The sequence below is a fragment of the Lelliottia jeotgali genome (genome assembly GCF_016771845.1).
Classification (GTDB): Bacteria; Pseudomonadota; Gammaproteobacteria; order Enterobacterales; family Enterobacteriaceae; genus Enterobacter; species Enterobacter jeotgali.
The window spans coordinates 226125-252235 of the sequence record NZ_JAENMQ010000001.1 but is presented as its reverse complement, the minus strand read 5'-3'; the positions used below and the strand labels follow the sequence as shown (position 1 = coordinate 252235).

Annotated in this window: 24 protein-coding genes; 8 read left to right on the top strand and 16 right to left on the bottom strand. The window is 53.3% G+C overall.

Annotation, left to right across the window (positions count from 1 at the left end; all coding sequences use genetic code 11):
• Window positions 1-163: 163 nt before the first annotated feature.
• Together JBO43_RS01175 and JBO43_RS01170 are read right to left on the bottom strand one after the other, a co-directional pair.
• A complete protein-coding gene (locus tag JBO43_RS01175) occupies window positions 164-1267 on the bottom strand; it encodes a cobalamin-independent methionine synthase II family protein (RefSeq protein ID WP_103948979.1) in 1104 nt (367 codons plus the stop codon).
• 160 nt (window positions 1268-1427) lie between these two features.
• Window positions 1428-1826: a rhodanese-like domain-containing protein gene (locus JBO43_RS01170; protein WP_103946290.1), complete on the bottom strand. Its 399-nt coding sequence runs from the start codon at window positions 1824-1826 to the stop codon at window positions 1428-1430.
• A gap of 73 nt (window positions 1827-1899) precedes the next feature.
• On the opposite strand from JBO43_RS01170, the gene ftrA reads away from it, so the two are divergent.
• The gene (ftrA, locus tag JBO43_RS01165; RefSeq protein WP_202673935.1) at window positions 1900-2916 is read left to right on the top strand and encodes a transcriptional regulator FtrA; all 1017 of its coding nucleotides are present in this window, start codon (window positions 1900-1902) and stop codon (window positions 2914-2916) included.
• Window positions 2917-3078: 162 nt separating this feature from the next.
• Here the strand turns inward: ftrA and JBO43_RS01160 are convergent, their stop codons facing one another.
• Window positions 3079-3456, bottom strand: coding sequence for a hypothetical protein (locus JBO43_RS01160; protein WP_103946292.1), 378 nt, complete (start codon window positions 3454-3456; stop codon window positions 3079-3081).
• Between the two features lie 244 nt (window positions 3457-3700).
• On the opposite strand from JBO43_RS01160, the gene JBO43_RS01155 reads away from it, so the two are divergent.
• On the top strand, window positions 3701-3931 hold the full coding sequence (locus tag JBO43_RS01155) for a DUF2554 family protein (protein WP_095281988.1): 231 nt from the start codon (window positions 3701-3703) through the stop codon (window positions 3929-3931).
• Here JBO43_RS01155 and JBO43_RS01150 read toward each other — a convergent pair whose 3' ends face one another.
• On the bottom strand, window positions 3932-5896 hold the full coding sequence (locus JBO43_RS01150) for a peptidase U32 family protein (RefSeq protein WP_202673526.1): 1965 nt from the start codon (window positions 5894-5896) through the stop codon (window positions 3932-3934).
• Window positions 5897-5976: 80 nt separating this feature from the next.
• Window positions 5977-6504, bottom strand: a complete 528-nt coding sequence (locus JBO43_RS01145) for a helix-turn-helix domain-containing protein (RefSeq protein ID WP_103946295.1) — start codon at window positions 6502-6504, stop codon at window positions 5977-5979.
• Between the two features lie 92 nt (window positions 6505-6596).
• Between JBO43_RS01145 and JBO43_RS01140 the strand changes: the two genes are divergently transcribed.
• Entirely contained in the window at window positions 6597-7763 is a 1167-nt protein-coding gene (locus tag JBO43_RS01140) for a benzoate/H(+) symporter BenE family transporter (protein WP_202673525.1), read from the top strand.
• On the opposite strand, the gene JBO43_RS01135 is transcribed toward JBO43_RS01140, so the two are convergent.
• Window positions 7743-8615 carry a helix-turn-helix transcriptional regulator gene (locus tag JBO43_RS01135; RefSeq protein ID WP_202673524.1) on the bottom strand — a complete coding sequence of 291 codons (873 nt, stop codon included), beginning with the start codon at window positions 8613-8615 and terminating at the stop codon, window positions 7743-7745. The two genes, JBO43_RS01140 and JBO43_RS01135, sit on opposite strands and share 21 nt — an antisense overlap.
• Before the next feature lie 171 nt (window positions 8616-8786).
• Here JBO43_RS01135 and JBO43_RS01130 point away from each other — a divergent pair, with 171 nt between their 5' ends.
• Window positions 8787-9683 carry a DMT family transporter gene (locus tag JBO43_RS01130; protein ID WP_103946298.1) on the top strand — a complete coding sequence of 299 codons (897 nt, stop codon included), beginning with the start codon at window positions 8787-8789 and terminating at the stop codon, window positions 9681-9683.
• A gap of 35 nt (window positions 9684-9718) precedes the next feature.
• Here JBO43_RS01130 and JBO43_RS01125 read toward each other — a convergent pair whose 3' ends face one another.
• Window positions 9719-10393, bottom strand: coding sequence for a DUF3313 domain-containing protein (locus JBO43_RS01125; RefSeq protein ID WP_103946299.1), 675 nt, complete (start codon window positions 10391-10393; stop codon window positions 9719-9721).
• 139 nt (window positions 10394-10532) lie between these two features.
• Entirely contained in the window at window positions 10533-12125 is a 1593-nt protein-coding gene (locus JBO43_RS01120; RefSeq protein WP_202673523.1) for an ABC transporter substrate-binding protein, read from the bottom strand.
• A gap of 111 nt (window positions 12126-12236) precedes the next feature.
• Here JBO43_RS01120 and pepT point away from each other — a divergent pair, with 111 nt between their 5' ends.
• Complete coding sequence (pepT, locus tag JBO43_RS01115; RefSeq protein ID WP_202673522.1) at window positions 12237-13466, top strand: peptidase T; 1230 nt, start codon at window positions 12237-12239, stop codon at window positions 13464-13466.
• Here pepT and tehB read toward each other — a convergent pair.
• Window positions 13463-14059 (bottom strand): tellurite resistance methyltransferase TehB, encoded by a 597-nt coding sequence (gene tehB, locus JBO43_RS01110; protein ID WP_103946301.1) that lies wholly within the window; start codon window positions 14057-14059, stop codon window positions 13463-13465. The genes pepT and tehB overlap by 4 nt on opposite strands.
• The gene (gene tehA / locus JBO43_RS01105; RefSeq protein WP_202673521.1) at window positions 14056-15060 is read right to left on the bottom strand and encodes a dicarboxylate transporter/tellurite-resistance protein TehA; all 1005 of its coding nucleotides are present in this window, start codon (window positions 15058-15060) and stop codon (window positions 14056-14058) included. Before tehA ends, tehB begins: the two co-directional genes overlap by 4 nt.
• 122 nt (window positions 15061-15182) lie before the next feature.
• On the opposite strand from tehA, the gene ydcK reads away from it, so the two are divergent.
• Window positions 15183-16163 (top strand): YdcK family protein, encoded by a 981-nt coding sequence (gene ydcK, locus JBO43_RS01100; protein WP_202673520.1) that lies wholly within the window; start codon window positions 15183-15185, stop codon window positions 16161-16163.
• Here the strand turns inward: ydcK and rimL are convergent.
• From rimL to JBO43_RS01080, 4 genes are all read right to left on the bottom strand, one after another.
• Window positions 16158-16697, bottom strand: coding sequence for a 50S ribosomal protein L7/L12-serine acetyltransferase (gene rimL / locus JBO43_RS01095; protein ID WP_095284269.1), 540 nt, complete (start codon window positions 16695-16697; stop codon window positions 16158-16160). The two genes, ydcK and rimL, sit on opposite strands and share 6 nt — an antisense overlap.
• A gap of 58 nt (window positions 16698-16755) precedes the next feature.
• Window positions 16756-18411 (bottom strand): glucan biosynthesis protein D, encoded by a 1656-nt coding sequence (locus JBO43_RS01090; RefSeq protein WP_095281976.1) that lies wholly within the window; start codon window positions 18409-18411, stop codon window positions 16756-16758.
• A 245-nt stretch (window positions 18412-18656) separates the two neighbouring features.
• On the bottom strand, window positions 18657-19430 hold the full coding sequence (locus tag JBO43_RS01085; RefSeq protein WP_095281975.1) for an ABC transporter substrate-binding protein: 774 nt from the start codon (window positions 19428-19430) through the stop codon (window positions 18657-18659).
• Between the two features lie 11 nt (window positions 19431-19441).
• Entirely contained in the window at window positions 19442-20611 is a 1170-nt protein-coding gene (locus JBO43_RS01080) for a pyridoxal phosphate-dependent aminotransferase (protein ID WP_103946305.1), read from the bottom strand.
• A gap of 450 nt (window positions 20612-21061) precedes the next feature.
• Here JBO43_RS01080 and ompC point away from each other — a divergent pair, with 450 nt between their 5' ends.
• Window positions 21062-22204, top strand: a complete 1143-nt coding sequence (ompC, locus tag JBO43_RS01075; protein ID WP_103946306.1) for a porin OmpC — start codon at window positions 21062-21064, stop codon at window positions 22202-22204.
• Window positions 22205-22319: 115 nt separating this feature from the next.
• The gene (locus tag JBO43_RS01070) at window positions 22320-23186 is read left to right on the top strand and encodes a LysR substrate-binding domain-containing protein (RefSeq protein WP_103948991.1); all 867 of its coding nucleotides are present in this window, start codon (window positions 22320-22322) and stop codon (window positions 23184-23186) included.
• Here JBO43_RS01070 and JBO43_RS01065 read toward each other — a convergent pair.
• Window positions 23149-24657 (bottom strand): carboxylesterase/lipase family protein, encoded by a 1509-nt coding sequence (locus JBO43_RS01065; protein WP_095281971.1) that lies wholly within the window; start codon window positions 24655-24657, stop codon window positions 23149-23151. The genes JBO43_RS01070 and JBO43_RS01065 overlap by 38 nt on opposite strands.
• 42 nt (window positions 24658-24699) lie before the next feature.
• Entirely contained in the window at window positions 24700-26043 is a 1344-nt protein-coding gene (hglS, locus tag JBO43_RS01060; RefSeq protein WP_202673519.1) for a 2-oxoadipate dioxygenase/decarboxylase HglS, read from the bottom strand.
• Window positions 26044-26111: the final 68 nt, after the last annotated feature.

Below are 26111 nucleotides of genomic sequence, written 5' to 3'. Positions count from 1 at the left end.
AACCATGTGGACGCAGAATCAAACGTGTCAGCTTCAGGAGAGCAAAAAGGATGCCAGAATGGAAAACGGCGGAAATTCAGGGGAGTACAGGCGCAAAAAAAGCGTTAACGATTCAGAATGGCACAGCGCTGCATTAATAAAGTGCAACGCTGTGCCCGAAAAATCACCAGACTTCGTCAGCGATTTGCGTAACCAGACGCACTTTGTCCCACTGCTGGGTTTCGGTAAGACTGTTGCCCTCTTCCGTTGAGGCAAAACCGCACTGCGGGCTGAGGCAAATCTGCTCTTTCGAAACGTATTGCGCCGCCTCTTCCAGACGCGCTTTCACCCCTTCCGGGTTTTCCAGCTCGCCGTTTTTGGTGGTGATAAGGCCCAACACCACCTGCTGTTTGCCCGGACGGACGAAGCGTAGCGGCGCGAAATCCCCGCTGCGGTCATTGTCGTACTCCAGGAAGAAGGCATCCACGTTAACGGAGCCGAAAAGCACTTCGGCCACCGGCTCGTAGCCGCCTTCGGAGATCCAGGTAGAGCGGAAATTGCCGCGACACACGTGCAGACCGATAGTCAGATCTTCCGGTTTGCCTTCCAGCGCTTTGTTCAACACGCGGGCATAGGTGCGCGCCAGCTGGTCTGCATCGTCGCCGCGCTCAGTAATCTGGCGGCGCTGATCATCTGAGCAGAGATAGGCCCAGACCGTGTCGTCGAGTTGCAGATAGCGGCAGCCCGCTTCATAGAACGCATGGATCGCATCGCGCCAGGTGGTCGCCAGATCGTCAAAGTAAGCGTCCAGTTCCGGATATACCGTCGCGTCGATGTCTTTACGCCCACCACGGAAATGCAGCACGCTTGGGCTGGGAATGGTCATTTTCGGCTGTGCGTTACCGCTGATGCTTTTCAGATAGCGGAAATCTTCCAGCATCGGATGGTCGCCAAAGGCCAGTTTTCCGGTGACTCGCACGCCGTGAGCCTTAGTCTGAACGCCGTTAAACTGGATGCCCTGGTTTGAATCGTAGCGTTCCACGCCCTGCAAACCGTCGAAGAAATCAAAATGCCACCACGCGCGGCGGAACTCTCCGTCAGTGACTACGTGCAGGCCGCAGGCGCATTGCTGCTCAACTACATGGCGAATCGCATCGTTTTCCACAGCGCGGAGCTGCCCGGCGTCAATCTCACCGCTGGCGAACTGCAGTCGCGCCTGTTTAATCGCGTCGGGACGTAAAAAGCTGCCTACCACATCGGCACGGTACGGGGCGTGTTGTCGCTGCATGACTCTCTCCTTTACTGCCGGCAATTGATTGCCCACAGTGATAATTCATTAATTGAACTTTTAGACTTCTGGATGGCTATATGTCCAAAAAGATGTCATAACCCCTGCGTTGCAGCAAACGAGAAAATTTCATGCGTGATGAATTTTATTCATCTTCGACTTAATCCTCACTGGCAAAGGCGAAGTTTTCATCTTCCCAGCCGGTGATGCCACCGAGCATAATTTTGACTGGCAGGCCCAGGCGTGAGAGCTTCAGCGCCGCCCGATCCGCACCATTGCAATGTGGTCCGGCGCAATAGACCACGAACAACGTATCCTGCGGCCATTGCGCCATCGTTTCAGCGGTCATGGCGGACCAGGGGAGATGAATGGCACCCGGCAGATGGCGGCGCGCGAACTGCTCCGGGCGGCCTACCACATGTAGCAAAACAAAATCCTGCTGATGATTTGCCAGCGCGTGGTGCACGTCGGCACAGTCGGTTTCGACGCTCAGGCGGCGCAGAAAATGGGCAACGGACTCCTGCGGGTCGGCGGTGGGAAATTCAGTGACGTAACTCATGGTGCTTTCTCCAGTTTGGCGTTTGTGTTAACAGTACGTTATCCAAAAAATCAGTCAGTGAATGCCTGCGGTTATGCCAGAAAACAGCAAAATGATGACAAACTTACGACAAGCACCGCGCCCGCTGGTGGTGGTCCTGGCGTATGACGGCCTGTGCACCTTCGAGTTTGGCGTGGCGGTAGAAGTTTTTGGCCTGCCGCGCCCGGAAATGGGCAACGACTGGTATCGTTTTAGCGTCGCCAGCGTTGAAGAAGGAGAATTGCGCGCCACCGGCGGGATTAGGATGGTGGCCGACGGCGATCTGTCGTTACTGGAACAGGCCAGCCTGGTTGTGATCCCCGGCTGGCGAGGTGCGGATGAAAGGGTTCCTCCTGCGCTGTGCGAGGCATTACGCAAAGCCCATGCGCGCGGCAGTCATCTGCTCTCGATTTGTTCCGGGGTGTTCGTTCTGGCCGCTGCGGGTGTGCTCGACGGACGCAAAGCCACCACGCACTGGCGTTATACCGAGACGTTAAAGACCCGCTTTCCGGCCATTCAGGTGATTGAAGATGTGTTGTATCAGGATGAAGGGACGGTCCTGACGTCCGCAGGGAGCGCCGCCGGTCTCGATCTCTGTTTGCACGTAGTACGCCGGGATTATGGAATAGATGCCGCAAATCTCGTTGCCAGGCGCCTGGTTATCCCCCCGCACCGTGATGGAACGCAAACGCAGCACGTGACGCGTCCGGTGGCAGTACTAAGAGAAAGTCAGCGTTTTGGCGAGCTGTTTGATTTCCTGCACCTGCAGCTGACGGTCAATCATAGCGTAAGCTCTCTGGCCCGACGCGTTGGAATGAGCGAACGTACTTTTTTACGCCGCTTTGCCAGTGCCACCGGGACAACCCCCGCTCGCTGGCTGCTCAGCGAACGCCTGCTAAGAGCAAAAGAGTATCTGGAAAACACACGTTTAAGCGTCGACAGCATCGCTGAGCAAACGGGGTTTGGCCATTCCGCAACGCTGCGCCATCATTTTCGCCAGCACTATAATGAGTCTCCGACACAATATCGAAAACGCGTTAATTCAGGCCTCAGACAGCAGGAAATACGCTGAATTTTAAGCAAAAAAAACCGCCATAATCTGGCGGTAAATGCTTGCATGGATAGATATATATTTTGGTATCTACGTTCCGGTATTCCATGACCGGTTGCGGATCGATAATAACTTAACACCCACAATTTAAATGAATACTAAACAAAGGGTTTACCCTGTTAGTTACGACTGAATATTCGTCGCCGCTGTGTTGATTTGCAGATACTTCATGAGCCCTTCTCCGGCGCTTTGAATAGCGCTCTCATTGACGGCTTCAAGATAAAACGCACGTGAGACGGCATAAGGCGCATTCTCAGCAGGGTAAACGGAATACTCGAATATCTTCCCTTTTGCCTGGGTGCTGCAATCAAGACGCCAGTGCTGATCCGCCACTTTGGTACTGTTACAAGAGACGCGCCCGACATCACTGGTCAAATATGAACCGACACGCGTTTCTGCGGCCTGGAGATATTCTGGTTTGTCGGTGAAAGAGGTGTAACCGATATACGCTACTGCCGCTGCAGCAATACAAAACGACGTTATAGTTAATGCTTGTTTCATCTACTCGACCTGGTCCATAGTCAAAAGGCAATTATATCGGACTTTTCCTAAATACATAATCCCTGTCACCCTCCTGAAAGAGTAAATCCCAGAATCTTGAGCCGATTTTTATTGTCCATAAATAGACTTGCGGTAAATTCAGCGCATAAATTGACAATTTATTTGCGTTAGTTTAAATCATCAAATAATAACCCAACGAAACTATTGGCATTATGGCCGCTAAATGTGATGCGGTGGTAACGAAATGGTTAAAACAAGTTTGGTTTTCATACTATTAACCTGTGCGCTATTTTCAGGTCAATTAATGGCAGGACATAAAGGGCATGAATATTTGTGGGTACAGAATGCAGACCACCAGCTACGTCATGCGGCGGACAGTGATGAACTGCGGAGTGTGGCAGAAGAATCAGCGGAAGGTTTGCGCGAGCACCATCACTGGCAGAAGTCGCGCAAACCGGATACCTATTTTCGCTGATTAAGCGCCTTTGCGCTTTGGCAGGGTCTTCATCAGATCGTCAGGACTCACAGAGGCCACCACGCTTCCCGGCTGTGGCATCTTGAAGATGTGATTTTTCATCTTGCCAATTACGTGCATTTCACACGGGCGGCAGTCAAATTTCAGCGTCAGAACTTCATCGCCATTCACCAGCTGCATCGGCGTTGCTTTCCAGCTTTTAATATTGCCTTTGGCCTGTTTCGGACACAGGTTGAAGGCAAAACGCAGGCAGTGCTTGGTGATCATCACCGGCACGTCGCCCTTCTCTTCGTGCGCCTCATACGCTGCATCAATCAGTTGGACGCCATAGCGATGGTAAAACTCCCGCGCTTTGTGGTTGTACACGTTTGCAAGGAATGACAAGTGTGAATCCGGATAAACCGGCGCAGGATCGGATACCGCTTTGCGGCTGCCGCGCGGATAGTTTGCCAGTCGCGCATCATCAAGCATTTCTGCGGTTTCGCGGCGGAACTGGTTTAGCAGACTGTTCGGAACAAACAGCGCCGCAGGCAGGTTCACCTGAATATCACGCGCGTAATAAATCGTCTGCCCAAGCTTCGCTACGCCGTCTTTCAGGTTGTTCAGCGCTTTCTCGGCGTTATTGGCCTCTTCAAACTGACCATCCAGCGTATGTGTAACACTCACGCCGTCTTCGCTGGTCATGGTCAGGATCAGCTGCTCTTCCCAGCCGCCCAGTTCGATATCGACGGCAATCCGGCGCTCACTGGAGGTTTTCAGCAACGCCTGCTGCCAGTTGTGATCCAGGTTGCGATTCAGCGCCGCGTTCGGACGTGCCTTATACAGATCGGCAGGCATTTCGTTTGGCCAGACGCGATACTGATTTTCGCCGGTTTTCTCCACGGTATTCGCACGGAAACCGACGATTTCACGCTTGATCATCACGTTCAGACCATCGCCGTTCGCCAGCGTTTCGGTCACTTTCACGTCGAGATGGTCTTTGGACACTTTCAGCACTTCACCGACTGGCAGGCCGATAAACTTGGGTGAATCGAAGGCGCCGATATCGTCTTTACGCGCATTCACAAAGTAATCGGTGCTGCCGCGATGAAAGGTTTTATCGGTGGACGGAATGAAGAAATGCTCGGTACGCCCGGCGGACGCGCGCGCCAGATCGTTTCGGTCTTCAATAATGGCGTCCAGCATCTGGCGGTAGTGCGCCGTGATATTTTTCACGTAGCTCATGTCTTTATATCGCCCTTCGATTTTGAAGGAGCGCACACCCGCGTCGATCAATGCCGCGAGGTTTGCGGTTTGATCGTTATCTTTCATCGACAGGAGGTGTTTTTCGAAAGCCACGACGCGGCCCTGATCGTCTTTCAGCGTATACGGCAGACGACACGCCTGAGAGCAGTCGCCACGGTTGGCGCTGCGCCCGGTCTGGGCGTGGGAAATGTTGCACTGCCCGGAATAAGCCACACACAGCGCACCGTGAATGAAAAATTCAATGGTGGCGTCTGTCGCCTGGTGAATATCGCGGATTTGATTCAGATTCAGCTCGCGCGCCAACACTATCTGGGTGAAACCAACGTCAGACAGGAATTTCGCTTTTTCGACGGTACGAATATCGCACTGGGTGCTGGCATGCAGTTCAATCGGAGGAATATCCAGTTCGAGCACGCCCATGTCCTGAACGATCAGGGCATCGACGCCGGTCTGGTATAAATCGGTAATCAGGCGTTGCGCAGGCTCAAGTTCATCATCATGAAGAATAGTGTTCAGGGTCACGAACACTTTCGCCCCAAATCGGTGGGCAAACGGCACCAGCTCAGCGATATCGCGCAGGCTGTTGCTGGCATTATGGCGAGCGCCAAAGCCAGGACCGCCGATATAGACCGCATCTGCACCGTGCAGAATTGCCTCGCGGGCAATCGAGGCGTCACGGGCCGGGCTTAAGAGTTCAAGATGATGGGATTGCAGGCGCATACTTCGTCGTTATCCGTTATGGTCAAAATGGCGGCTATTGTAGTCAGAAGTCTACGACAGCGAAACCGTTTTGCGTACCTTTAACGGGGATAATGAATCAACGAATGAAAGTGCACCGTCTGGCTGCTGCTGTTGCGATAGGCATGGGGTTTGTCCCCTGCAAAACGCAGGCCTGAATCAGGCAAAATCGTGCGCCAGACCCCTTCAATACACATATCCAGTTCACCGTTGATCACCACCACATGTTCAATCACACCGGCTTCGTGCGGCGTGGATTCACTCAAGGCACCGGGCGCGAGGGTAATCGAGAAATGATCAAACTTAAGCGCGTCATCCCAGGGGAACAGCGGTTTGACCACCATCGCCTGCTCTTGAGGATCGAAAACCGGCTGCGGATGGGCTTCCGGCGTAATAAATGCCGAAAACGGAACGTTCAAACCCGTGGCGATTTTCCACAGCGTAGAGACGGTCGGGCTGGACTCGTTGCGCTCGATTTGTCCAAGCATCGCTTTCGACACGCCCGTCTCGTCGGCCAGTTTTGACAGGCTCCAGCCTCGCGCCTGACGCTCAGTTTTCAGCGTTGAGGCAAGATGTTCAGTGATATTCATAGATCCTCCCGTTGCGGCGAAGTGTACCACTTGTACGCTATAGCGCACAGTGTTACCTTTACTCGGACGCTATAACGCACATCGGAGTTTTCATGCCCAGTTCATCTTCTCTTTTTCCTGCGATCCTGGCCGGTTTCGTCGCGGTTCTGGTCGGTTACGCCAGTTCTGCCGCCATTATCTGGCAGGCTGCGGCGGCAGCTGGCGCAACGCCTCACCAAATTGCAGGCTGGATGACCGCGCTCGGTATCGGCATGGGTGTTAGCACATTAGCACTTTCCCTTTGGTACAAAGCGCCGGTGTTAACCGCCTGGTCAACGCCTGGTGCCGCCCTGCTTGCCACCAGCTTACAGGGCGTGACGCTTGCGGAAACCATCGGTATTTTTATTTTCGCTAACGCCCTGATTTTACTCTGCGGTTTGACTGGACTATTTGCCAGACTGATGAAGATTATCCCGCATACCCTGGCGGCGGCGATGCTGGCAGGTGTGCTGCTGCGATTTGGCCTGCAGGCATTCACAAATCTGGAAGGGCATTTCCTGCTGTGCGGAAGCATGTTGCTGGCGTGGCTGATAGCCAAAACCTTCGTTCCACGTTATGCCATTGTCGCCACTCTGTTGGTAGGGAGCGTCACGGCCTGGGCTGGAGGTGACGTTGTCACTAACAATCTCGCCTTTAAGGTGGTCATGCCGGAGTTTATCGCGCCAAAATTTACCTTTACCACGCTTATCAGTATCGGCCTGCCGTTTTTCCTGGTGACGATGGCCTCACAAAATGCGCCCGGTTTCGCCACCATGAAAGCCTCTGGTTATCCGGTTGCCGTCTCGCCGTTAATCATATTTACGGGCGCACTGGCCCTGCTGTTCTCGCCTTTCGGCGTCTATTCCATCTGCATTGCCGCGATCACCGCCGCCATCTGTCAAAGCCCGGACGCGCATCCGGATGCGCAAAAACGCTGGCTGGCCGCGGCGGCGGCTGGCGTGTTTTATTTGCTGGCAGGGATTTTTGGCGGTTCCATTACTGCCCTGATGGCGGCGCTGCCCGTGAGCTGGATCCAGACGTTGGCCGGGCTGGCGTTGCTGGGGACGATCAGCGGCAGTTTATATCAGGCGTTACAACTTGAGGCTGAGCGCGACGCGGCCATCGTGACCTTTCTGGTCACAGCCAGCGGCGTGACGCTGCTTGGAATAGGTTCGGCATTCTGGGGACTGGTGGCGGGCGGGATCTGCTTTACCGCGTTCTCACTCTTTCGCCGCGCGTAGCTGCGAGGGGGTGAATCCGGTTGACGCCTTAAATCGGTTGCTAAAGTGGCTGGCCGAGCTAAAACCGCAGGCCAGCGCGATGTCGGTCAGTGGTTGCTGCGAGAATTGCACCAGACCTTTTGCCTTTTCCATCCGCTGCTGCATGACGTACTGATGCGGAGCCATGTTCATAGACTGGCGGAACATGCGGGCAAAATGGTATTCGCTCAATGCCGCAATCGCAGCGAGTTCAGCAAGCGTTAAGGCTTGTGAAAGATTTTCGTCAATATAGGCCAGCACATTGCGCAGAACGAACGGCGACAGTCCGCCTGTCACCACCGGTAACTTCCACTGAACGCTGGAATAATGTTGGATCAAGTGGGTCAACAGCAAGGTGCTGGCGGTGCTTAACGTCAGCTGATTCGCCTGCTGCTGCCAGTCGCAGCCGAGCAAAAACTGGCGGTAAAGCATGGCGATTTTGGGATCGCTGGCGAAGGTTTTTTCGTCCAGTGAAATCCCGGCCGGGCTTTTATCCCAGATTTTTTCGCCAATCTCCCGCAGATGCTCATCGGTGCAGTAAAGATGCACAAATGACAAATCATCACGGATATCCCAGCTCGACTCGCTCTCTTTCGGCATCAGGCAAAAACGGTCTGGCCCACCGCCGTTTTTCCAGCCGCTGTTAGTTTTGTGGTAGCTCTCATAACCATCGGCCACGTACAAACTCAGGGTGTGGTGGTTACTTTTTACCGTGACCGTATCGTGCTTGTTGTACCACGCCGCCAGCTGGATGCCCGAATTCAGCGCGACCGTTTCCCGCAGCACGGCATTTTGTTGGCGAAGCGTTTCAAAGGTGTCGTAAGCGCGAGACATATCCGTCAGCTGGTAATGAAAGAGATCGTTAGTCTAAGAAGTGTTGCCCCGCGATACCAGCGTTGTCACCATAAAAAAGCGCAAGATTCTGCAAGTCAGCCGCAAGATGCTGAAAGCCGGGTTGTGTGGCTCACGTCATACTGCTTTTTTGCGGTTTGATAAGAGAGAAACATGAACGCACTTTTGTATGGACTGGTGGTGGTTATCTGGGGAACGACGTGGATTGCGATTTTCCTGCAACAAGGGCCGGTCGCGGCTCCCGTCTCCATCTTCTGGCGTTTTGCCGTGGCGAGCGCCACCATGATGATTGTCCTGCTGGCATTGGGACGTTTGCGCAAAATGGCGATGCGCGATCACCTGTTCTGTATGATTCAGGGCTGCTGCGTGTTTTGCTTTAACTTCTGGTGTTTTTATACCGCGGCGAAGTTTATCAATACCGGTCTTGAGTCGGTCATTTTCTCGATGGCGGTGCTGTATAACGCCATTAACAGCTTTATTTTCTTCGGACAGCGTCCACCAGCACGTTTCTGGACCGCCGCTATTCTCGGATTACTCGGTATCATCACCCTCTTCTGGGACGATCTGCTCGCCAGCGGCTGGAGCCATGAGCTGCTGCTGGGCATTGGCCTGTCGGCGCTCGGAACCTACGGCTTCTCGCTGGGGAATATGATTAGCCTTCGCCATCAGCGTAACGGTCTGGAAACCATGACCACCAACGCCTGGGCGATGATGTACGGCACGCTGGTGATGGGCGTGATTGCGCTGGTGCGCGGCGACAGTTTTATGCCGCAATGGACAGTGAGCTACATCGGTGCGCTGCTGTATCTGGCAATTTTCGGCTCGGTCATAGCCTTTGGCGTGTACTTTACGCTGGTCGGGCGCATTGGCGCCGGTAAAGCGGCGTACAGCACCCTGTTGTTCCCGCTGGTCGCGCTGTCGATTTCTACGGTATACGAAGGCTACGTCTGGCACATGAATGCCGTGGCAGGATTGCTGCTGATTCTGACGGGAAATATGGTGATGTTCACGAAACCGGAAACCTGGTTTAAGCGACTACGGACGGCGTAAAATACACCGGCGGCACTATGCCGCCGGTGAGTATTTTATTTTCTGGTCTTATTCACATCAAACATGGTGGCATCCGTCGCCATGTCATCAACAACCTGTTTCAACGTCGCAATCGTCATCGGTGCGTTTTCGTTGTTCAGCTCTTTACCTTCGCCTTTACGAACCACCTTGATAACCGGTTTACCCGTTGAAGCATCGATCAGCTCACCTTCGAAATAGAGATGGGTATCCATTGTACGGTGTCCCGTCGCCATTTGCGTACCGGCTACGACCAGAGCAACCGGGACCACTTCATAGAATTGCAGACCTTCTTTCTTCGAGCTTACACCGGTGACAGCGCCACGGAAGATGAGGCTACGCGGCCCAGGGGTGGTCACCAGAGGTTTCGTCTGCCCAATAGCCGCTTTCATTTTGGTGTTGGTGTAAGCCAACAGATCATCCAGCAGTTTTTGCCCTACCTGTGTGGTCGGTTTAGGGACCGGATAATAGGTAATTGGGTTCCAGACGATATTGTCGTAATTAGACGGGTTGTAGGATGGATCGACCCAGCGCAGCGTCGGTTTACCGGTCGCTGACGTCGTTTGCTGCAAGCCTGAATAATCTTTTAAAAAGCCCGAATATTGATCGGGTTGCGCCACTTTGGACGCACAGCCCGCTAATGCCAGCAGGCCAGAGAGCGCTGCAACTTTAAATAAAGTCTGAGTACGCATGGTGGTAGATCCCTGTTATATGCAGATATGCATATGAAGTTATAGCAAAAGTATCAGGGGTTTGTTGTGACAAAAAAGGTGCTCGCCGCACAATTCAGAAAACAGACTGCCCGGAATAGTCACGGGCAGTGATTTATGGCTATTTAATATCCACTTGCCAGAACAGATGTTTGCCAAATGGGTCAATTTCGTAGCCTGTCACCTCTTTTCTCACCGGTTCGAAAATGGTGGAGTGCGCAATCATCACCGCAGGCATTTGATCGTGCATCATTTGTTGCGCCTCTTTGTACAGCGCCACGCGTTTTTCATGATCGGTTATCGATTTAGCCTCATTGATGATTTTATCAAACGGCTGATAGCACCATTTCGCCGAGTTTGACCCGCCGTTGGCTGACGTGCAGGTAAACAGCGGGCCAAAGAAGTTATCCGGGTCGCCTGTCGCGGTCGTCCAGCCCATCAGCGCCGCCTGGTGTTCACCGCCCTTCACGCGTTTGAGATATTCGCCCCACTCATAGGTGACGATTTTGGTCTGCACGCCGACCTTCGCCCAGTCGGCCTGAATCACCTCGGCCATCCGTTTGGCATTCGGGTTATACGGACGTTGCACCGGCATGGCCCACAGATCGACGCTCACGCCGTTGGCAAATCCAGCTTCTTTGAGCAGCGCTTTGGCTTTTTCGGGATCGTAGTCATAATCCTTCAGCTCGCTGTCCGCGCTCCAGACGCCCGGCGGCAGCAGGTTTTTCGCCGCGGTGCCGGTACCGTGGAACACCGCATCGATGATCGCCGGTTTATTGATCGCCATCGCCAGCGCCTGACGCACTTTCACATTATCCAGCGGCGGTTTCTGGGTGTTAAACGCCAGGAAACCGGTGTTCAGCCCCGCCTTGCTCATCAGGTTGATATCTTTGTTGGCTTTCATGCGCGGCAGATCCGCCGGATTCGGGAACGGCATCACCTGACACTCATTTTTCTCGATTTTGGCCAGGCGAACGGAGGCGTCCGGTGTGATGCTAAACACCAGACGGTCGAGCTTCGACTTGCCCTGCCAGTATTCCGGGAACGCGGTAAAAAGAATGCGTGAATCTTTTTGATATTGCGTCAGTTTAAACGGCCCGGTGCCTATCGGCTCCATATCCACTTTTTCCGGCGTGCCCGCTTTGAGCATCGCGTCGGCGTATTCCGCTGAAAGAATCGAGGCAAAATACCAGGCCAAATCGGCGACAAACGGCGCTTCCGGATGGGCCAGGGTAAAGCGCACGGTATGATCGTCCACCTTGTCGATGGCGGTAATCAGGCTGCCAAACTCCAGACTTTCAAAGTTTGAATAGCTGCCATTCGAGACGTTGTGATACGGATGATTGACGTCTTTCTGCCGCATGAAGGAGAAAATCACGTCATCGGCGTTAAAGTCGCGCGTCGGCTTGTAGAATTTGTTGCTCTGGAATTTCACGCCTTTGCGCAGATGGAAGGTGTAGACCTTGCCGTCTTCGCTCACGTCCCAGCTTTCGGCCAGGCTTGGCACCAGCTCCGTAGTGCCCGGTTTAAAATCGACCAGGCGGTTATAGACCGGAACCGCACTGGCATCCACGCTGGTACCCGAGGTGTAGAGCTGCGGGTTGAAATTCTCCGGCGATCCTTCCGAGCAATACACCAGTGTTTTTGCCGCCACGGTGGAACTTACCGTTAATGCGGCAATGGCCAGGGTTAATTTTGTCAAGTTGCTGTTCATCGCATTTTCCTGTCTTTTTATTCGACGGCTAATTAATTCTTTTGCCAATACACAAATACCATTAAAGTGATGATGCAAACACCTGATAATACAAATAAAGAAGGAATCACTATGGCGCTCTCACTCTCCAGTCAATTAACCCAACGCTTTTATCGCTACCTGGCTATTACCAGCCAGAGCGATCCGAAAAGCAAAACGCTGCCCTCTACGCCCGGTCAGCATGAGATGGCACGAGAACTGGCGAAAGAGCTGGAATCACTGGGTTTGAGCGACATCGTGATCGATGAATTCGCCACCGTCACCGCCGTCAAAAAAGGGACAGTCAGCGACGCGCCGCGCATTGGTTTTATTACCCATATTGATACGGTTGACGTCGGATTAACACCGGATATTCATCCACAAATATTAAGATTTGCAGGAGAAGACCTCTGCCTGAATAAAGAGAAACAGATCTGGTTACGCGTGAATGAGCATCCGGAAATACTGGCATACCCAGATGAAGAGATTATTTTCAGCGACGGGACCAGCGTATTAGGCGCAGATAATAAAGCCGCTGTGACGGTAGTAATGACGGTGCTGGAAAACCTGACGGCGGAACATCAGCACGGGGATATTGTGGTGGCCTTCGTGCCGGATGAAGAGATCGGTCTGTGCGGCGCGAAAGCGCTGGATCTCAAACGCTTCGACGTTGATTTCGCCTGGACCATCGACTGCTGCGAAATTGGCGAAATTGTTTACGAGAACTTTAACGCCGCTGCGGCAGAAATCCGCTTTACCGGTGTGACCGCCCATCCGATGTCGGCGAAAGGCGTACTGGTAAATCCGCTGCTGATGGCGATGGACTTCATCAGCCATTTCGACCGACAAGAAACACCGGAATGCACCGAGGGGCGCGAAGGATACATCTGGTTTAACGGCATTCAGGCCGGACAGAACGAAGCGGCGCTTAAAGCCAATATCCGTGACTTCGACAAAGACCGTTTTGCCGCGCGTAAACAGCAAATCGCTGACGTTGCGAGCCACATTGCTGACCAACACCCCACCGCCCGCGTCGAGCACCACATCGAAGACACTTACAGCAATATCAGCAATGCGATTGGCGAAGACCGACGCGCCATTGATTTGATGTTTGAAGCGATGGAATCACTCGGCATTACGCCAAAACCGACGCCAATGCGCGGTGGCACCGATGGCGCAGCGTTGTCGGCGAAAGGCCTGCTGACCCCGAACTTCTTCACCGGCGCGCATAACTTCCACTCAAAGTTTGAGTTCTTGCCGCTGTCGTCGTTCGAGGCATCGTACAAAACCGCCCTGCAACTTTGCCTGCTGGCCGCCCGTTAAACCGGTTTGCGCGCCAGCATGGTGGCGAAACGCAGCTTGATGCGGTTACCGTTGGCGTCGGTGCGGTGTAACTCACCGACGTCTTCGTTGTATTTCAACAGCTCCCAGCCTTCGTAATAGCGGCTCAGTTCGCCGCTTTTAAACGCAAAAGGGAACCCGACAGTGCACGGGTAATCTTCCGTGTCCATTGCCGCCACAATCAGGTTATAGCCTCCTGGCGTGGTGCAACGTTGCATATTCGCGATCAGCCCAGGAATGGTTTTAGCGTCCAGGAACATCATTACCACGGTCGAGAGAATAAAATCGTACTCACCGTCAAAGCTCAGGCTGTTCAAATCCTGAACCGAAGCCTGCAGATTTTCGATCCCTTCTTCCGCCTTAATGCGCTCGATATTATCGATACTCATCGGGTTTTTATCCCAGGCGGTCACGTCATAGCCATTGGCGGCCAGGAACAGACTGTTGCGACCATTGCCACAGCCCAGATCCAGGGTTTTTCCCGGTTTGACGATCCCGGCGCTGTAGACCACATCCGAGTGCGTGCGGGTCAAACCGTATTTTTCGGTAAAGTAGTTTTCATCAAAGTGAGTCATTTCTTTTCCTCAGCGTGCATAAGCGTGGCTTTATCTGAACGAACTAAAAGTTTTCCCTGCACCAGCAAAATGAAGGTACGCACCAGTAAGAGCGCAATGATGCAGTTGGTAAAAATGAACAGCGGAACCGCGATGGCGTGGAAAAAGCCCGTCGGACTGCTCTGCCCCAGATGAAGCCCGGTGGTGGCGAGCGCGGACACGCCGAACGAGAAGCTCCAGAAAGAGGCATTAAACGGCTGCGAAAGATACCAGGGCATCAGGCGCAGCATAAATAGCAGCTGCAACAGGCCGTAGCCAAACAGCATTTTAGCGAAGGTATCCGCCTCGCCGCCGTTAACGCTCAACCAGGCACTACAGGCCACCAGTGCGGGGGCCAGCTGAATCCCGAGCGAGGTGCGAAGCGCCGCAGGCAGTTCACCGGCACTGCGTAGGCGTTGCAAAATCACAGGTTCAAGGCTCAGCCAGGAAAAGACGCCAGCGCCTAAGAACACCAGCCCGGCATCGTGGAACCCGAGCGCACCGCAGGCCATCGCGCTGATAAAGTTATTGGCAACTGTCGGAAGATACAGGCCCGGCGTGGTGGCCTCTTCAGGATGTTTCCCCCGCCACAACCCGGCGCTCTGCCAGGCGGAATAGCTCAGCTGCACCACCACGCCAGTGCCAAACAACATCAGCGAAACGGGACGACACCAGGGAACAAAACCCATCGCTACCAGCATCGTGGTAGCGGGAAACAGGCTTACAAAACTGCTCATCACCGGATGGCGCATCTCCGCCAGCACGCTATGCGGAAAGCGCACGGCGCGGGTAATGAATGCCAGGGTCAGCAAAAACCAGATAGCCATTGCAAGCGACACCAGAATCTCACCCGGCCAGTGTGAAACCGGCCAGACAGTGCTGGCATAGCGCCAGGCGAAACCCATGCCAATGGTCCCTAATACCATGCCGAAGTAGCCGAAGGGTAAGTTAAGAATCTGTTCAGATTTGTGTCTTTTATGCATTAATTTTAAAGTATAAATTATATTTGAAATGCTAGTTTAAGGGGTTTCAGACTCGGTTGCCAGTACTTCAGAAGGCGTAAAGTTTGCTACGTTTAATGAAGATGATGAGCAGAGAGACTGTAATGAAAAAATACCGACTCAGCGACGAAACCCGCCTTTATCACTGGCAGAACGGCGAGGGAAAAGCGAGCGTGACCCTGCGCCAGATTATTGCCGAGCGTGATTTCAGCGATGTCACCGCCGGGACCAAAGGCGGCTGGCTGGAGGATGAAAGTGCCCTGTCTCATGACGGCAACTGCTGGGTGTACGACGAAAACAGCGTTGTCTTTGCCCAGGCACAAATTTGCGATAACGCGCGCATTACACAGCCCTGCGTGATTAGCCATGCGGCGAAAATCGGTGATAACAGCTGGGTGGAGGGTTCGCAGGTGAGCCACGGCGCGCAGCTAAGTGACAACGTCACTATTCAATCCTCCGAAGTGCGCGGCACCTGCCATCTTTACGGCAACGCACGCGTTCTGCATCAAAGCACCATCATAGCGGCGCTTGGCCTGACACCGGATCGGGAACAGGTTCTGAAAATCTACGATAACGCCACCGTCAGCCAGTCTCGCATTGTCCATCAGGCGCAAATCTACGGGGATGCGATGGTCAATTTTGCTTTCATCGAACATCGCGCCGAGGTATTTGAGAACGCGCTCATCGAAGGAAATGATCTCAACAACGTTTGGATCTGCGATTGCGCCAAAGTTTACGGCAATGCCCGAATCATTGCGGGCCGCGACGATGACGCCATTCCCACTCTGCGCTACAGCTCGCAGGTGGCGGAAAATGCGGTCATCGAGGGAAATGTGATTATCAAACATCATGTCCTGATTGGCGGCCAGGCGTGGCTACGCGGCGGGCCAATCATGATTGACGACAAAGTGGTGATTCAGGGACGGGCCAGAATCAGCGGCGATGTGCTGATCGAGCATCGAATCGAGATTACCGACGATGCGGTGATTGAAGCTTTTGGCGGGGATAACATCCATCTGCGCGGCGAGAAAGTGATCAACGGGCAGCAGCGAATCACCCGTACACCGCTGCTTGGCGCGCTATAGGCCAATAATTTTGGCGTAGGTATTCACGTCCTGAAATTCGCCATTCAAAAACTCGGCTTCTTTCAGGCACCCTTCCAGCGTGAAACCGTTGCGCACTGCCACGCGGTTACTCTGCTCATTCCCCACGCGACACTTAATAACGAAACGACGGATTTCCCCGCGCGCCGCGTAGTAACGCATAAACGCCTGCAAAGATTGCGACAGAATACCTTGCCCCTGATTGCCTTTATCCAGCCAGTAGCCGATATACCCCGTCTTATTCGTCGGTTCGATAGAATTGAACGACAGCACACCTTTTAGCGTCTCGTCCTGAAAAATCAGGAACATTTTGGCGTAGCCACGCTGATGCAGCATCTGATTGCTCAGCACATTTTTGCGCGTATCGTCTTGCGTACCAACATACTGCGCCCAGTCAAACGCCGTTTGCAGCCAGGTTTTGTTCTTAATTACCAGCGCATGAAGCTCGCTGGTATAGCGCTCGTCGATGGCCCGCAGTTCGATGCGGTCGGTAACGGGAATGATTTCAACGGGAATGGCAGTCATGATTCCTCACACTTTCCCTCTCCCCAGAAAAGGAGAGGGATTTTCAGCGTTAGCGCATCACGCGGTCGTCAACGTAATTGCGTTTATCCGGTGCAGGCGGGAAATACTGATACAACCAGGTTTCGCTGATCGCCTCCCCCTGACAGCGCAGGAACATGCGCATTTCAACCGGATCGGTGGAGTCGTTGGTCGGATACCAGTCAAACAAAATGCGATAGCCGTCGAACGGTTCAACGTAAAGGATTTCCACCTGTTTTGCTTCGCCGTTAGACAGAGTGATGACCGGCTCGATACCTTTCGGTGCAGCGGCTTTCAAATCGCCACCCACAAAGTCGATGGCAAAGCGGCGCGCCCACACTTTCGGATAGTTTTCTCCCGGCGCCCAGCCTTCCGGGAAACCGCCCATGCCGGTACGGGTGGCAAAGACGTTCGCCAGCGGCGAGCGGACCGGCGGTTGCGCGCTCCAGTAGAGACGATATTTGAAGTCCAGCTCATCGCCCGCTTTAACAGGTTTTTCTGGCTGCCAGAAGCAGACTACGTTATCCAAAGTCTCGCCAGTGGTTGGGATCTCCATCAAGCCAACGCTGCCCTTGCCCCACTGATTTCGTGGCTCGACCCACAGGCTCGGGCGTTTGTTGTACCAGCCCATGATGTCCTGATAGTGAGAGAAATCGCGGTCCAGCTGCAGCAGGCCAAAGCCTTTCGGGTTTTTATCCTGGAAAGCGTTGAACTGCAGTTTCTGCGGGTTGTTCAGCGGACGGCAGATCCACTCCCCGTTCCCGCGCCACATCGCCAGGCGATCGGAGTCGTGGATTTGCGGGTGAATGGTGTCGCACATGCGGCGTTCGTTATTGCCGCAGCTGAACATACTGGTCATCGGCGAAATGCCAAGCTGCTTGATGTCTTTGCGCGCGTACAGATGGTTATCCACCTCCATGATCACCTGGCTCTTCTCGCAGTGGATCACGAACTTATAGGCACCGGTGATACTTGGGCTGTCGAGCAGCGCGTAGACGGTAAAGGTGGTGTCGTTCGGTTTGACGGTTTCAAACCAGAACGAAGTGAAATCTGGGAACTCTTCCGGCGTGTCGGTAAAGGTATCGATCGCCAGGCCACGCGCGGACAGTCCGTACTGATAGGTATCATCAACCGCGCGGAAGTAGCTCGCACCGAGGAAAGACACGATGTCGCGTCGCGCCAGTTCAGGCGCTTTAAACGCGCGGAAACCCGCAAAACCTAAATCGCTCTGCCCCTGCAATTGTTTGGTGTCGACATCCGTATCGTTGTAGCTGAACAACTCCGGGCGGAAGTGGATCTCACGCGCCTGGGACGTCGCGGAATCGAGTGAGAACATGCGCACACGACGGCGGAAACCCATTCCCATATGGAAGAATTGCACGTCTAACTGACGGTCTTCGATATTGTTCCACAGAGACTGTTTCTCATCGTACTTGATGGCGTTGTACGCCTGCGGCGTCATGGTGGCCAGCGTTTCAGGCAGTGGACGCGGAGCCCCGCCCCACGGTGTTTGCGCCAGATCGTGTGCCATCGATTGCAGGACAGAGAAGTCAAAGCGGCGGCTCTGACCGTCGGCAATATCCGACTCAGCAGCAAATGCCGCGCGGGAAAACAGCGATGAGAGTCCAGCGGTACCGCTCAGCGCAGCCATTGCCAGCGAGCCTTTTAAAAAACGTCTGCGATTCATGCCTGGGAAAACGTCCTTATGGTCGTGTGAATGAGTTTCGCGGGCAGCGAAACGACGGCAAGAAAGAACGCACAGCCTAAACAAAAACGGTTAAGAATCCAATTGTTGAGCGGCGAATATCTGAGCAAAGCGAGAAATATTTTCTGTCGAGGGGAATGAGCTTAATTGTTTAGAAAAACAGAATTACCCTAAATAAAAAGCCCCCGATGGACATCTGCATCGGGGGCAAATCAGGCGCAATATTATTATTTTACGCTGACATCGATACCCGGGAAGTATTTCTTCGCCAGTGTGTCGATCGTTCCGTCAGCGCGGACTTTCTCAATGGCCGCATCGAGCTGTTTTTTGGTGGCCTCATCACCTTTACGCAGCCCGAAACCGATCCCGCTGCCGAGGATGGTGTCGTCTGACACTGGTTTGCCAATAAAGCCAAACCCTTTCCCCTGCGGCTTACTGAGGAAACCTGCCTGCCCGGCCGCTGACATCACCAGCGAGGCGTCGATACGACCGTTCAGCAAGTCACCCCAGGCCATATTCTGATCTTTATAAGACACCACGGTGACACCGTGTTTTTCCCAGTGCTCTTTAGCATAGGTTTCCTGAATAGAACCCTGCAGCACGCCAATCGTTTTACCTTTTAAACCTTCCGGCGTCGCTTCAACGCCACTCCCTTCTTTTCCTACCAGTTGCGAAGGAATACGGTAGATTGGCTGGGTGAAGTCAATGCTCTGACGGCGCTGTTCGGTGATGTTCATCGCCGAATTAATGGCGTCAAATTTCTTGGCCATCAGCCCTGGAATCAACGCATCAAATGAGGTCTCTACCCAGCTGCATTTCAGCTCAGCGGCTTTGCAAATTGCCTTACCCAGATCAATATCAAATCCTTCCAGTTCGCCCGACGCATTGCGGCTTTCAAACGGTGGATATTCTGCTTCCAGGCCATAGCGCAGCTCAGTCGCAGCGAAGGAAGAAAATGAACACAGCAATCCCATGCCGACAACTAATGCGTTAAATTTCATCTCAACACTCCTTAGCGTGGTTTAACCCGACACAGGGCCTGCGCACCTGCCCGTAATGTTGCCTCATCTTTTGCAAAAGAGAGGCGGATCAATTTGTTATCCGTCCCGTCTGTATAAAACGCCGACAGCGGGATGGTTGCTACTCCGGATTCAACGATCAGTCGTTTGACCATCTCGCTGTCGCTTTCGTCGCTGAAGTGACTGTAATCGGCCAGCAGGAAGAAAGAACCCGCGCTTGGCAGCAGACGGAACGGCGACTCCGCCAGTAAATTTTGCAGCAAATCGCGTTTACGCTGGTAAAACGCCGACAGCGACAACCAGGTTTGCGGATCGGCCATGTGTTCCGCAAAAGCGTACTGCATCGGAGTATCGGCAGAAAACATCAAAAATTGATGCACTTTGCAAATCTCGTCCATCAGTTCAGCCGGAGCGACACAATATCCCACGCGCCAGCCGGTGACGTGATAGGTTTTTCCAAAGGATGAAATGATCACGCTGCGCTCCGCAAGCTGCGGGTGCGTGGCCATTCCGTGATGCGGCTGGCCATCAAACACCACGTGTTCGTACACTTCATCAGACAATATAATGATGTCTGTCTGGCGGGTAATCGCTGCCAGCTGTTCCAGATCTGCGGCTGAAAATACCTGCCCACTCGGATTGTGCGGCGTGTTGATGATGATCATCCGCGTGCGGGACGTCACCGCCGCGCGGACTTCATTCCAGTCCACGGCAAAATCCGGCACCGTCAGTTTAATCGCCACAGGCGTTGCACCCTGTAAGCGGACAATCGGCGCATAGCTATCAAAAGACGGCTCAAAATAAATCACTTCATCACCGGGATGCACCAGACCACTGATCGCAGAATAAAGCCCTTCGCTGGCGCTGGCAGTGATCAGCACTTCGCTGCTGGCGTCATAGCGTGTGCCATACAAGGAGGCAATTTTATCGACGATGCGTTCTTTGAGTGGTTGCAGGCCTGTCATGGCGGCATATTGGTTGTGCCCTGCTTCCATTGCACGCGTCACGCCCGCGATGAGTTTCGGATCGCAGGAGAAATTAGGTGCCCCCTGAGAAAGATTGATGGCGTTATGTTGAGCGGAAAGTTGCCCAATAACAGTAAAAATAGTGGTGCCAACATCAGGCAGTTTAGAGCGGGTTTGCACCGGAGTATGCAGAGTCATCATCAATCCTTTCGCGTGGATATTGCATAACTATTCAACAAGAAGGTTACCGAGACGACAACCGAATTGTTGTCATAAGCGTCATGACGAAAATGCATGGCTCAATGCGTTAGATAGCGTTACGAGCCAGAAGAAAGCTGAAATTATTTCTCTGTTTAAAACTCAAATAACGATCACAAATATTAAAAGCGTTGCATCAAAACAAGTAAAATCAGAATAAAACAACACCACTGTTAATTCAAAATAAATAAATACAGTGAATGAATTTGGTTAACTCATTACTTATATTAATTAAGATTTCATTTGGTTAATTTTGAATTAAATATTAACATTTTACCGGACCATATTAATTGCCGGGACATTCAAAACAATATTAGGATTCGTGTGATTCTTGTTATGGGCAAAAGTTCATTTCAAATCATAATAAAAACCTTTCTAAGGAATGAAAAAATGAATAGAAAAGTATTGGCACTCGTTATCCCTGCTCTGCTGGCAGCAGGCGCAGCTCACGCGGCAGAGATTTATAACAAAGACGGCAACAAGCTGGACCTGTACGGTAAAGTCGATGGTCTGCATTATTTCTCTGACAACACTTCTGCAGATGGCGATCAGAGCTATGTTCGTCTCGGCTTCAAAGGTGAAACTCAGATTAACGACCAACTGACCGGTTTCGGCCAGTGGGAATACAACGTTCAGGCCAACAACACTGAAGGTTCTTCAAACCAGTCCTGGACCCGTCTGGGCTTCGCGGGTCTGAAATTCGGTGACTACGGCTCATTCGACTACGGTCGTAACTACGGCGTTCTTTACGACGTAGAAGGCTGGACCGATATGCTGCCAGAGTTCGGCGGCGACTCTTATTCTCAGGCTGACGTATTCATGACCAGCCGTGCGAACGGCGTTGCTACCTACCGTAACAACAACTTCTATGGTCTGGTAGACGGCCTGAACTTTGCCCTGCAGTATCAGGGTAATAACGAAAGTGCGGGCAACGGTAACGAAGGCACCAACAATGGTAATGGTCGCGATGCGCGTCATGAGAACGGTGATGGTTTCGGCATCTCCTCTACCTATGATTTCGGCATGGGCTTCAGCGCAGGTGCAGCTTATGCTTCATCTGATCGTACCAACGCGCAACAAAATAGCGCCAGTGATTACATGGCAAAAGGCGATAAAGCCGATGCATGGACTGCTGGTCTGAAATACGATGCCAATAATATCTATCTGGCAACCATGTATTCAGAAACCCGTAACATGACCGTTTACGGTAGCACCGATAATAACGACATCGGCGGCGTGGCTAACAAAACTCAGAACTTCGAAGTGACTGCACAGTACCAGTTCGATTTCGGTCTGCGCCCTGCGATTTCTTACCTGCAATCTAAAGGTAAGGACTTAACTTACAACGGCGATAATGCAGATAAAGATCTGGTTAAATACGCTGATATCGGCGCAACCTATTACTTCAACAAAAACATGTCTACCTACGTTGATTATAAAATCAACCTGCTGGACAACGACGATCAGTTCTATAAAGATGCTGGCATCGCAACTGACGACATCGTGGCTTTAGGTCTGGTTTATCAGTTCTAATTCTGCGCATCATAAAAAAACCCGCCAACCGGCGGGTTTATTTTTCGCCAATTGACAGACTCCGCAAGCTCAGGTGTTATGAGCGGCATGATAAAAATGCATACCTGGAGTGTTTATGTCGCGCCGTTCGTTTCCGCACAATGCGGTTGACGCCTTTCTGGTCACCGCCCGTCATCTGAATCTCACTCACGCCGCGAAAGAGCTGTGTCTCACTCAGGGTGCCGTTAGCCGTAAAATTGCCACCCTGGAAACCTGGTTCGGCTTTCCGCTTTTTGAACGCCATGCGCGTGGATTACGGCTCTCATCTCAGGGGAGCGCCCTGCTTCCAGACTTACAGGCTGCATTCGAACATCTGCTTACCGTGGCCGAGCAAGCACGCGCTCAGCAAACGGTAGTGCGTTTGAAAGTACCAACGTGCGCTATGCGCTGGCTGGTCCCACGGCTGCTTGAAGTCGAGCGCGATCAGCCCGAACTGCAAATTGCGCTGACGACCACAACCGATCATACGGTTAACTTCAAAACCGAATCTTATGACGCCGCGATCGTCTTTGGCACCCATTTGAGCGCGGGCGATCTGCTTTTTGAAGAGGCACTCACGCCGGTGATGAGCCCACTGCGTATGCATTCTCCGCTGGATAGTCTGACGTTTCTTCATCCAACGCGGGACAAAACGGACTGGTCACTGTGGCTTTCCAGACAGGCAGAGCTCCCCCTTTCGATGCACAGGAATCAGCATTTCGACACGATGGATTTGGCTATTACCGCCGCGATGCAGGGGCTTGGTGTGGCCATCGCTGACGAAACGCTGGTTGAAGAGGATATTCGAGCCGGACGTCTGGCGCGCCCTTTTGACACCAGCGTCAAAACCGGGGCCAGTTACCGGCTGGTTTTAAGGGAATCACGCGCGAAAGCCGCCGGACTGGCCGCATTTCGTGCGTGCTTGCTTAATCAAGGCTCACATGATGCTTCATCACCCGTTTAAACAGACTCATCCGGGCACGCATGAAACGGTTTTCCAGCCGAAAACCTGCATGTTTATTCAAACCGATGCGCAACAATACGTCTCGACCTTTGCGACAGGCAGGCCAGCGCGTCGGACCATGTAACGCATCGCAGGTTCGGCTCGCATGACGGGCAAAGTTTACCCAGTAATCGGCCACCTGCGCGGCGAACGCCAGGTCGCGTTCGTTCACATACTGGCATGAAGGTTCAATGTTCCCCAGCGTATCAAAAACATACGGCACTTCATTCCCGTGCCATGCCCCATTCAGATAAGTGTCGTGCTCCGCCTCTGCCACATAATCAAACCAGTAGCGCCAGCAAGGTTCGCCGACGCGCTGCTGGGCCTGCATCACCACAAATCCCATGGTCGTAAACGCCATATCACGACACACCTGCCGTCCCAGCTCTTCATCCCCTTTCACCCCGGGATACAGCAGCTTGATCAGCCCCAGACCAAATCGACGCTCACGGCGCAGTTTTTGAATTTGTCCGGCAAGATCGATACCAAACACCGCCATGACGCTGGCCTCATCGCTGTTTGAGCCAATCATCAACGGAACCGGGTGCTGACGGGCCGCAAAGAACACATCCAGCATCGGTTCGGGCAACACACAATCACCGACGATCGGCGTAGGCGCAATGTTCAGCGGTGCAGCCAGTGGCCAGAAGGCTTCAGCCGGGATCGCGCGAAGTTGTTCTGCGGTGGCATTTTCTAAGCCAAAATGTGCCGCCAGCGCTTCGCCTTTTTGCAACGCCTGCTCGCGCGGCGTATCGGGCAGCGTGTAACCGCTCTGCACAATCGCTTTGTGAAACAGTCCTTTAGCCAGCGGAGAAGCCAGCAGCGAAAGCACGCTCCGCGCCCCGGCAGATTCGCCAAATAAGGTCAGATTATTCGGATCGCCGCCAAACGCGGCAATATTGTCCCGCACCCACTTGAGCGCGGCAATTTGGTCGCACAGGGCGAAATTATGCACCACAGATGCTTCTTCGCCTGCCAGCGCCGGATGAGCAAAGAAGCCAAGATGCCCGAGCCGATAATTGATGGTAACGACAACCACCTCGCGACGCGCCAGCGCTTTGCCGTTATAAGGCGGTAAGCCACCTGCTCCGATCGTAAATCCGCCACCGTGCAACCAAACCATCACCGGCAGAGGCTCACTGCGTTTTACTGGAGACCAGACGTTGAGATAGAGACAATCTTCCGAGAAGCGCCCCGGGTCGCCCCCGCCCAGCTCGCGGCAATAATCACTGTTTTGCCAGCTGGATGCCGAAATCGTATCGGCCACACGAATACCGTCCCAGGATTCAAGCGGTTGTGGCGATCGCCAGCGCAGCGCACCAACGGGCGGTGCGGCATACGGAATACCGCACCAGACGTGTACATCATCATCGGTAAAACCGCTCAGCGCACCCTGGCGCGTGGTAACCACTGGGGTCGAGGAATGTTCCATAATCACCTTCTTTTTCCTTCACACCCCAGCAGAGTAGCGATTTCAGAGCAAACCGCAACGCCGTTTACTGCGGTCTTCCGCCTGCTGATACAGCTCAAATTCGTCGAACACCTCGCAGCCAAGCGCGGTCTCAAATGCCGCACGGCTTGAATTTCCGTGGCTACGCGCCTGGGTTTGATTCCCGAGATTAGACTGGAAAATTCCTGCCGCGCTCACCGGGAGAAAATCTTCATAGGTAATCGGCTGCGCCACTACCCACCCACGTTCAATCAGCGGCTGCGGATCGTCACCTGCCCGGAATGCCTGGCGGTGCGCCTCGCCTGTCGGCGTCAGACGGTAGCGGAAATACGCCAGTTCCTGACGACGCAGGAACATTTCACTGTCCGGAAACGTCTGAAACACATCACGCAAATGCAGCTGATGCGTCAGGTTGTCCTTCCCCGTACCCGCTTCATTCAGCAGACGATCGTACAGTTCGCGGCCTTTCGGCGTTAACGCAACCCCACGCTGTTCAATCTCACCAAAACGCGCCGTATGCGTGCCTTTATGTTCCCCGGCAAACAGCACCGGCTCTTCCAGCGCTTTAAAACTGGTCTGGCGCAGCAATATAGGGACTTCGCGGCGCGGCGGCCCTTCGATCAGGATCTTCGGTTCAATGCCGTACTTCGGCATCAGCTCCTGCGCCCGGTCAATATCGAGGGTGCGCGGCGTCAGATGGTTGATATGACAGCCAGGGAAACAGACCACATCGGCAATCAGGCGATGTTCATTGTGCAGCGCCTGATAGGTTTCCTGATCGACGGTAGCGTGGCGATGCCAACGGAACGTTTCCAGCGCTTCACGAACAAACTCACGCGCCTGAGCTTCAGTAAATTTCCCTTCGGACTCATGCAGGTCAATCAGTTCCAGGCAACGTGGAGTAAAAATGGCGCGTTGCGCGAGAATTTCAGCGGCGCGTTTACGCAGTTCAACATTCTCGATGAGTTCCAGACGCAGTAACGAGGTGAAAACGCGGAAAGGGTTTCGCGACAGCGCTGCATCATCAATCGGGCGAAACGCCGTGGAGTGTACCGGAACGCCTGCCTGGGAAAGATCGTAATAGCTGACCGGATACATGCCCATAATGGCAAATATCCGCCGCAGAGTGGACAGTTCCTGCGCACTGCCCACGCGGATTGCCCCGTGGCGCTCGACGTTCAAACGCGCCAGCTCATCCGCATTGGCGAGTTGTTCATGTAAGTGCGGGTTGTTTTCCAGTACCGCCAGATTCACATCCGCGACCAGTTCCAGCAATGTGCCGTACTGCGGAACTTCCTGCTGGTACATCGCTGACATAGCCTGCGAAAAGTGTTCCCGAATATCATCAGCCGTGATGGTGTTCGCCATGATGTCATGCCTCCAGTGAATATTACCTGGAGTGTAGAGAAGGCCATCCGCGTTGGGGGGAAGAATTT

What these genes read in the sequence shown, in the direction of transcription:
- JBO43_RS01175 (WP_103948979.1), bottom strand. Translation starts at nt 1,267, where the DNA reads ATGCAGCGACAACACGCCCCGTACCGTGCCGATGTGGTAGGCAGCTTT.
- JBO43_RS01170 (WP_103946290.1), bottom strand. Translation starts at nt 1,826, where the DNA reads ATGAGTTACGTCACTGAATTTCCCACCGCCGACCCGCAGGAGTCCGTT.
- ftrA (WP_202673935.1), top strand. Translation starts at nt 1,900, where the DNA reads ATGCCAGAAAACAGCAAAATGATGACAAACTTACGACAAGCACCGCGC.
- JBO43_RS01160 (WP_103946292.1), bottom strand. Translation starts at nt 3,456, where the DNA reads ATGAAACAAGCATTAACTATAACGTCGTTTTGTATTGCTGCAGCGGCA.
- JBO43_RS01155 (WP_095281988.1), top strand. Translation starts at nt 3,701, where the DNA reads ATGGTTAAAACAAGTTTGGTTTTCATACTATTAACCTGTGCGCTATTT.
- JBO43_RS01150 (WP_202673526.1), bottom strand. Translation starts at nt 5,896, where the DNA reads ATGCGCCTGCAATCCCATCATCTTGAACTCTTAAGCCCGGCCCGTGAC.
- JBO43_RS01145 (WP_103946295.1), bottom strand. Translation starts at nt 6,504, where the DNA reads ATGAATATCACTGAACATCTTGCCTCAACGCTGAAAACTGAGCGTCAG.
- JBO43_RS01140 (WP_202673525.1), top strand. Translation starts at nt 6,597, where the DNA reads ATGCCCAGTTCATCTTCTCTTTTTCCTGCGATCCTGGCCGGTTTCGTC.
- JBO43_RS01135 (WP_202673524.1), bottom strand. Translation starts at nt 8,615, where the DNA reads ATGTCTCGCGCTTACGACACCTTTGAAACGCTTCGCCAACAAAATGCC.
- JBO43_RS01130 (WP_103946298.1), top strand. Translation starts at nt 8,787, where the DNA reads ATGAACGCACTTTTGTATGGACTGGTGGTGGTTATCTGGGGAACGACG.
- JBO43_RS01125 (WP_103946299.1), bottom strand. Translation starts at nt 10,393, where the DNA reads ATGCGTACTCAGACTTTATTTAAAGTTGCAGCGCTCTCTGGCCTGCTG.
- JBO43_RS01120 (WP_202673523.1), bottom strand. Translation starts at nt 12,125, where the DNA reads ATGAACAGCAACTTGACAAAATTAACCCTGGCCATTGCCGCATTAACG.
- pepT (WP_202673522.1), top strand. Translation starts at nt 12,237, where the DNA reads ATGGCGCTCTCACTCTCCAGTCAATTAACCCAACGCTTTTATCGCTAC.
- tehB (WP_103946301.1), bottom strand. Translation starts at nt 14,059, where the DNA reads ATGACTCACTTTGATGAAAACTACTTTACCGAAAAATACGGTTTGACC.
- tehA (WP_202673521.1), bottom strand. Translation starts at nt 15,060, where the DNA reads ATGCATAAAAGACACAAATCTGAACAGATTCTTAACTTACCCTTCGGC.
- ydcK (WP_202673520.1), top strand. Translation starts at nt 15,183, where the DNA reads ATGAAAAAATACCGACTCAGCGACGAAACCCGCCTTTATCACTGGCAG.
- JBO43_RS01090 (WP_095281976.1), bottom strand. Translation starts at nt 18,411, where the DNA reads ATGAATCGCAGACGTTTTTTAAAAGGCTCGCTGGCAATGGCTGCGCTG.
- JBO43_RS01085 (WP_095281975.1), bottom strand. Translation starts at nt 19,430, where the DNA reads ATGAAATTTAACGCATTAGTTGTCGGCATGGGATTGCTGTGTTCATTT.
- JBO43_RS01080 (WP_103946305.1), bottom strand. Translation starts at nt 20,611, where the DNA reads ATGACTCTGCATACTCCGGTGCAAACCCGCTCTAAACTGCCTGATGTT.
- ompC (WP_103946306.1), top strand. Translation starts at nt 21,062, where the DNA reads ATGAATAGAAAAGTATTGGCACTCGTTATCCCTGCTCTGCTGGCAGCA.
- JBO43_RS01070 (WP_103948991.1), top strand. Translation starts at nt 22,320, where the DNA reads ATGTCGCGCCGTTCGTTTCCGCACAATGCGGTTGACGCCTTTCTGGTC.
- JBO43_RS01065 (WP_095281971.1), bottom strand. Translation starts at nt 24,657, where the DNA reads ATGGAACATTCCTCGACCCCAGTGGTTACCACGCGCCAGGGTGCGCTG.
- hglS (WP_202673519.1), bottom strand. Translation starts at nt 26,043, where the DNA reads ATGGCGAACACCATCACGGCTGATGATATTCGGGAACACTTTTCGCAG.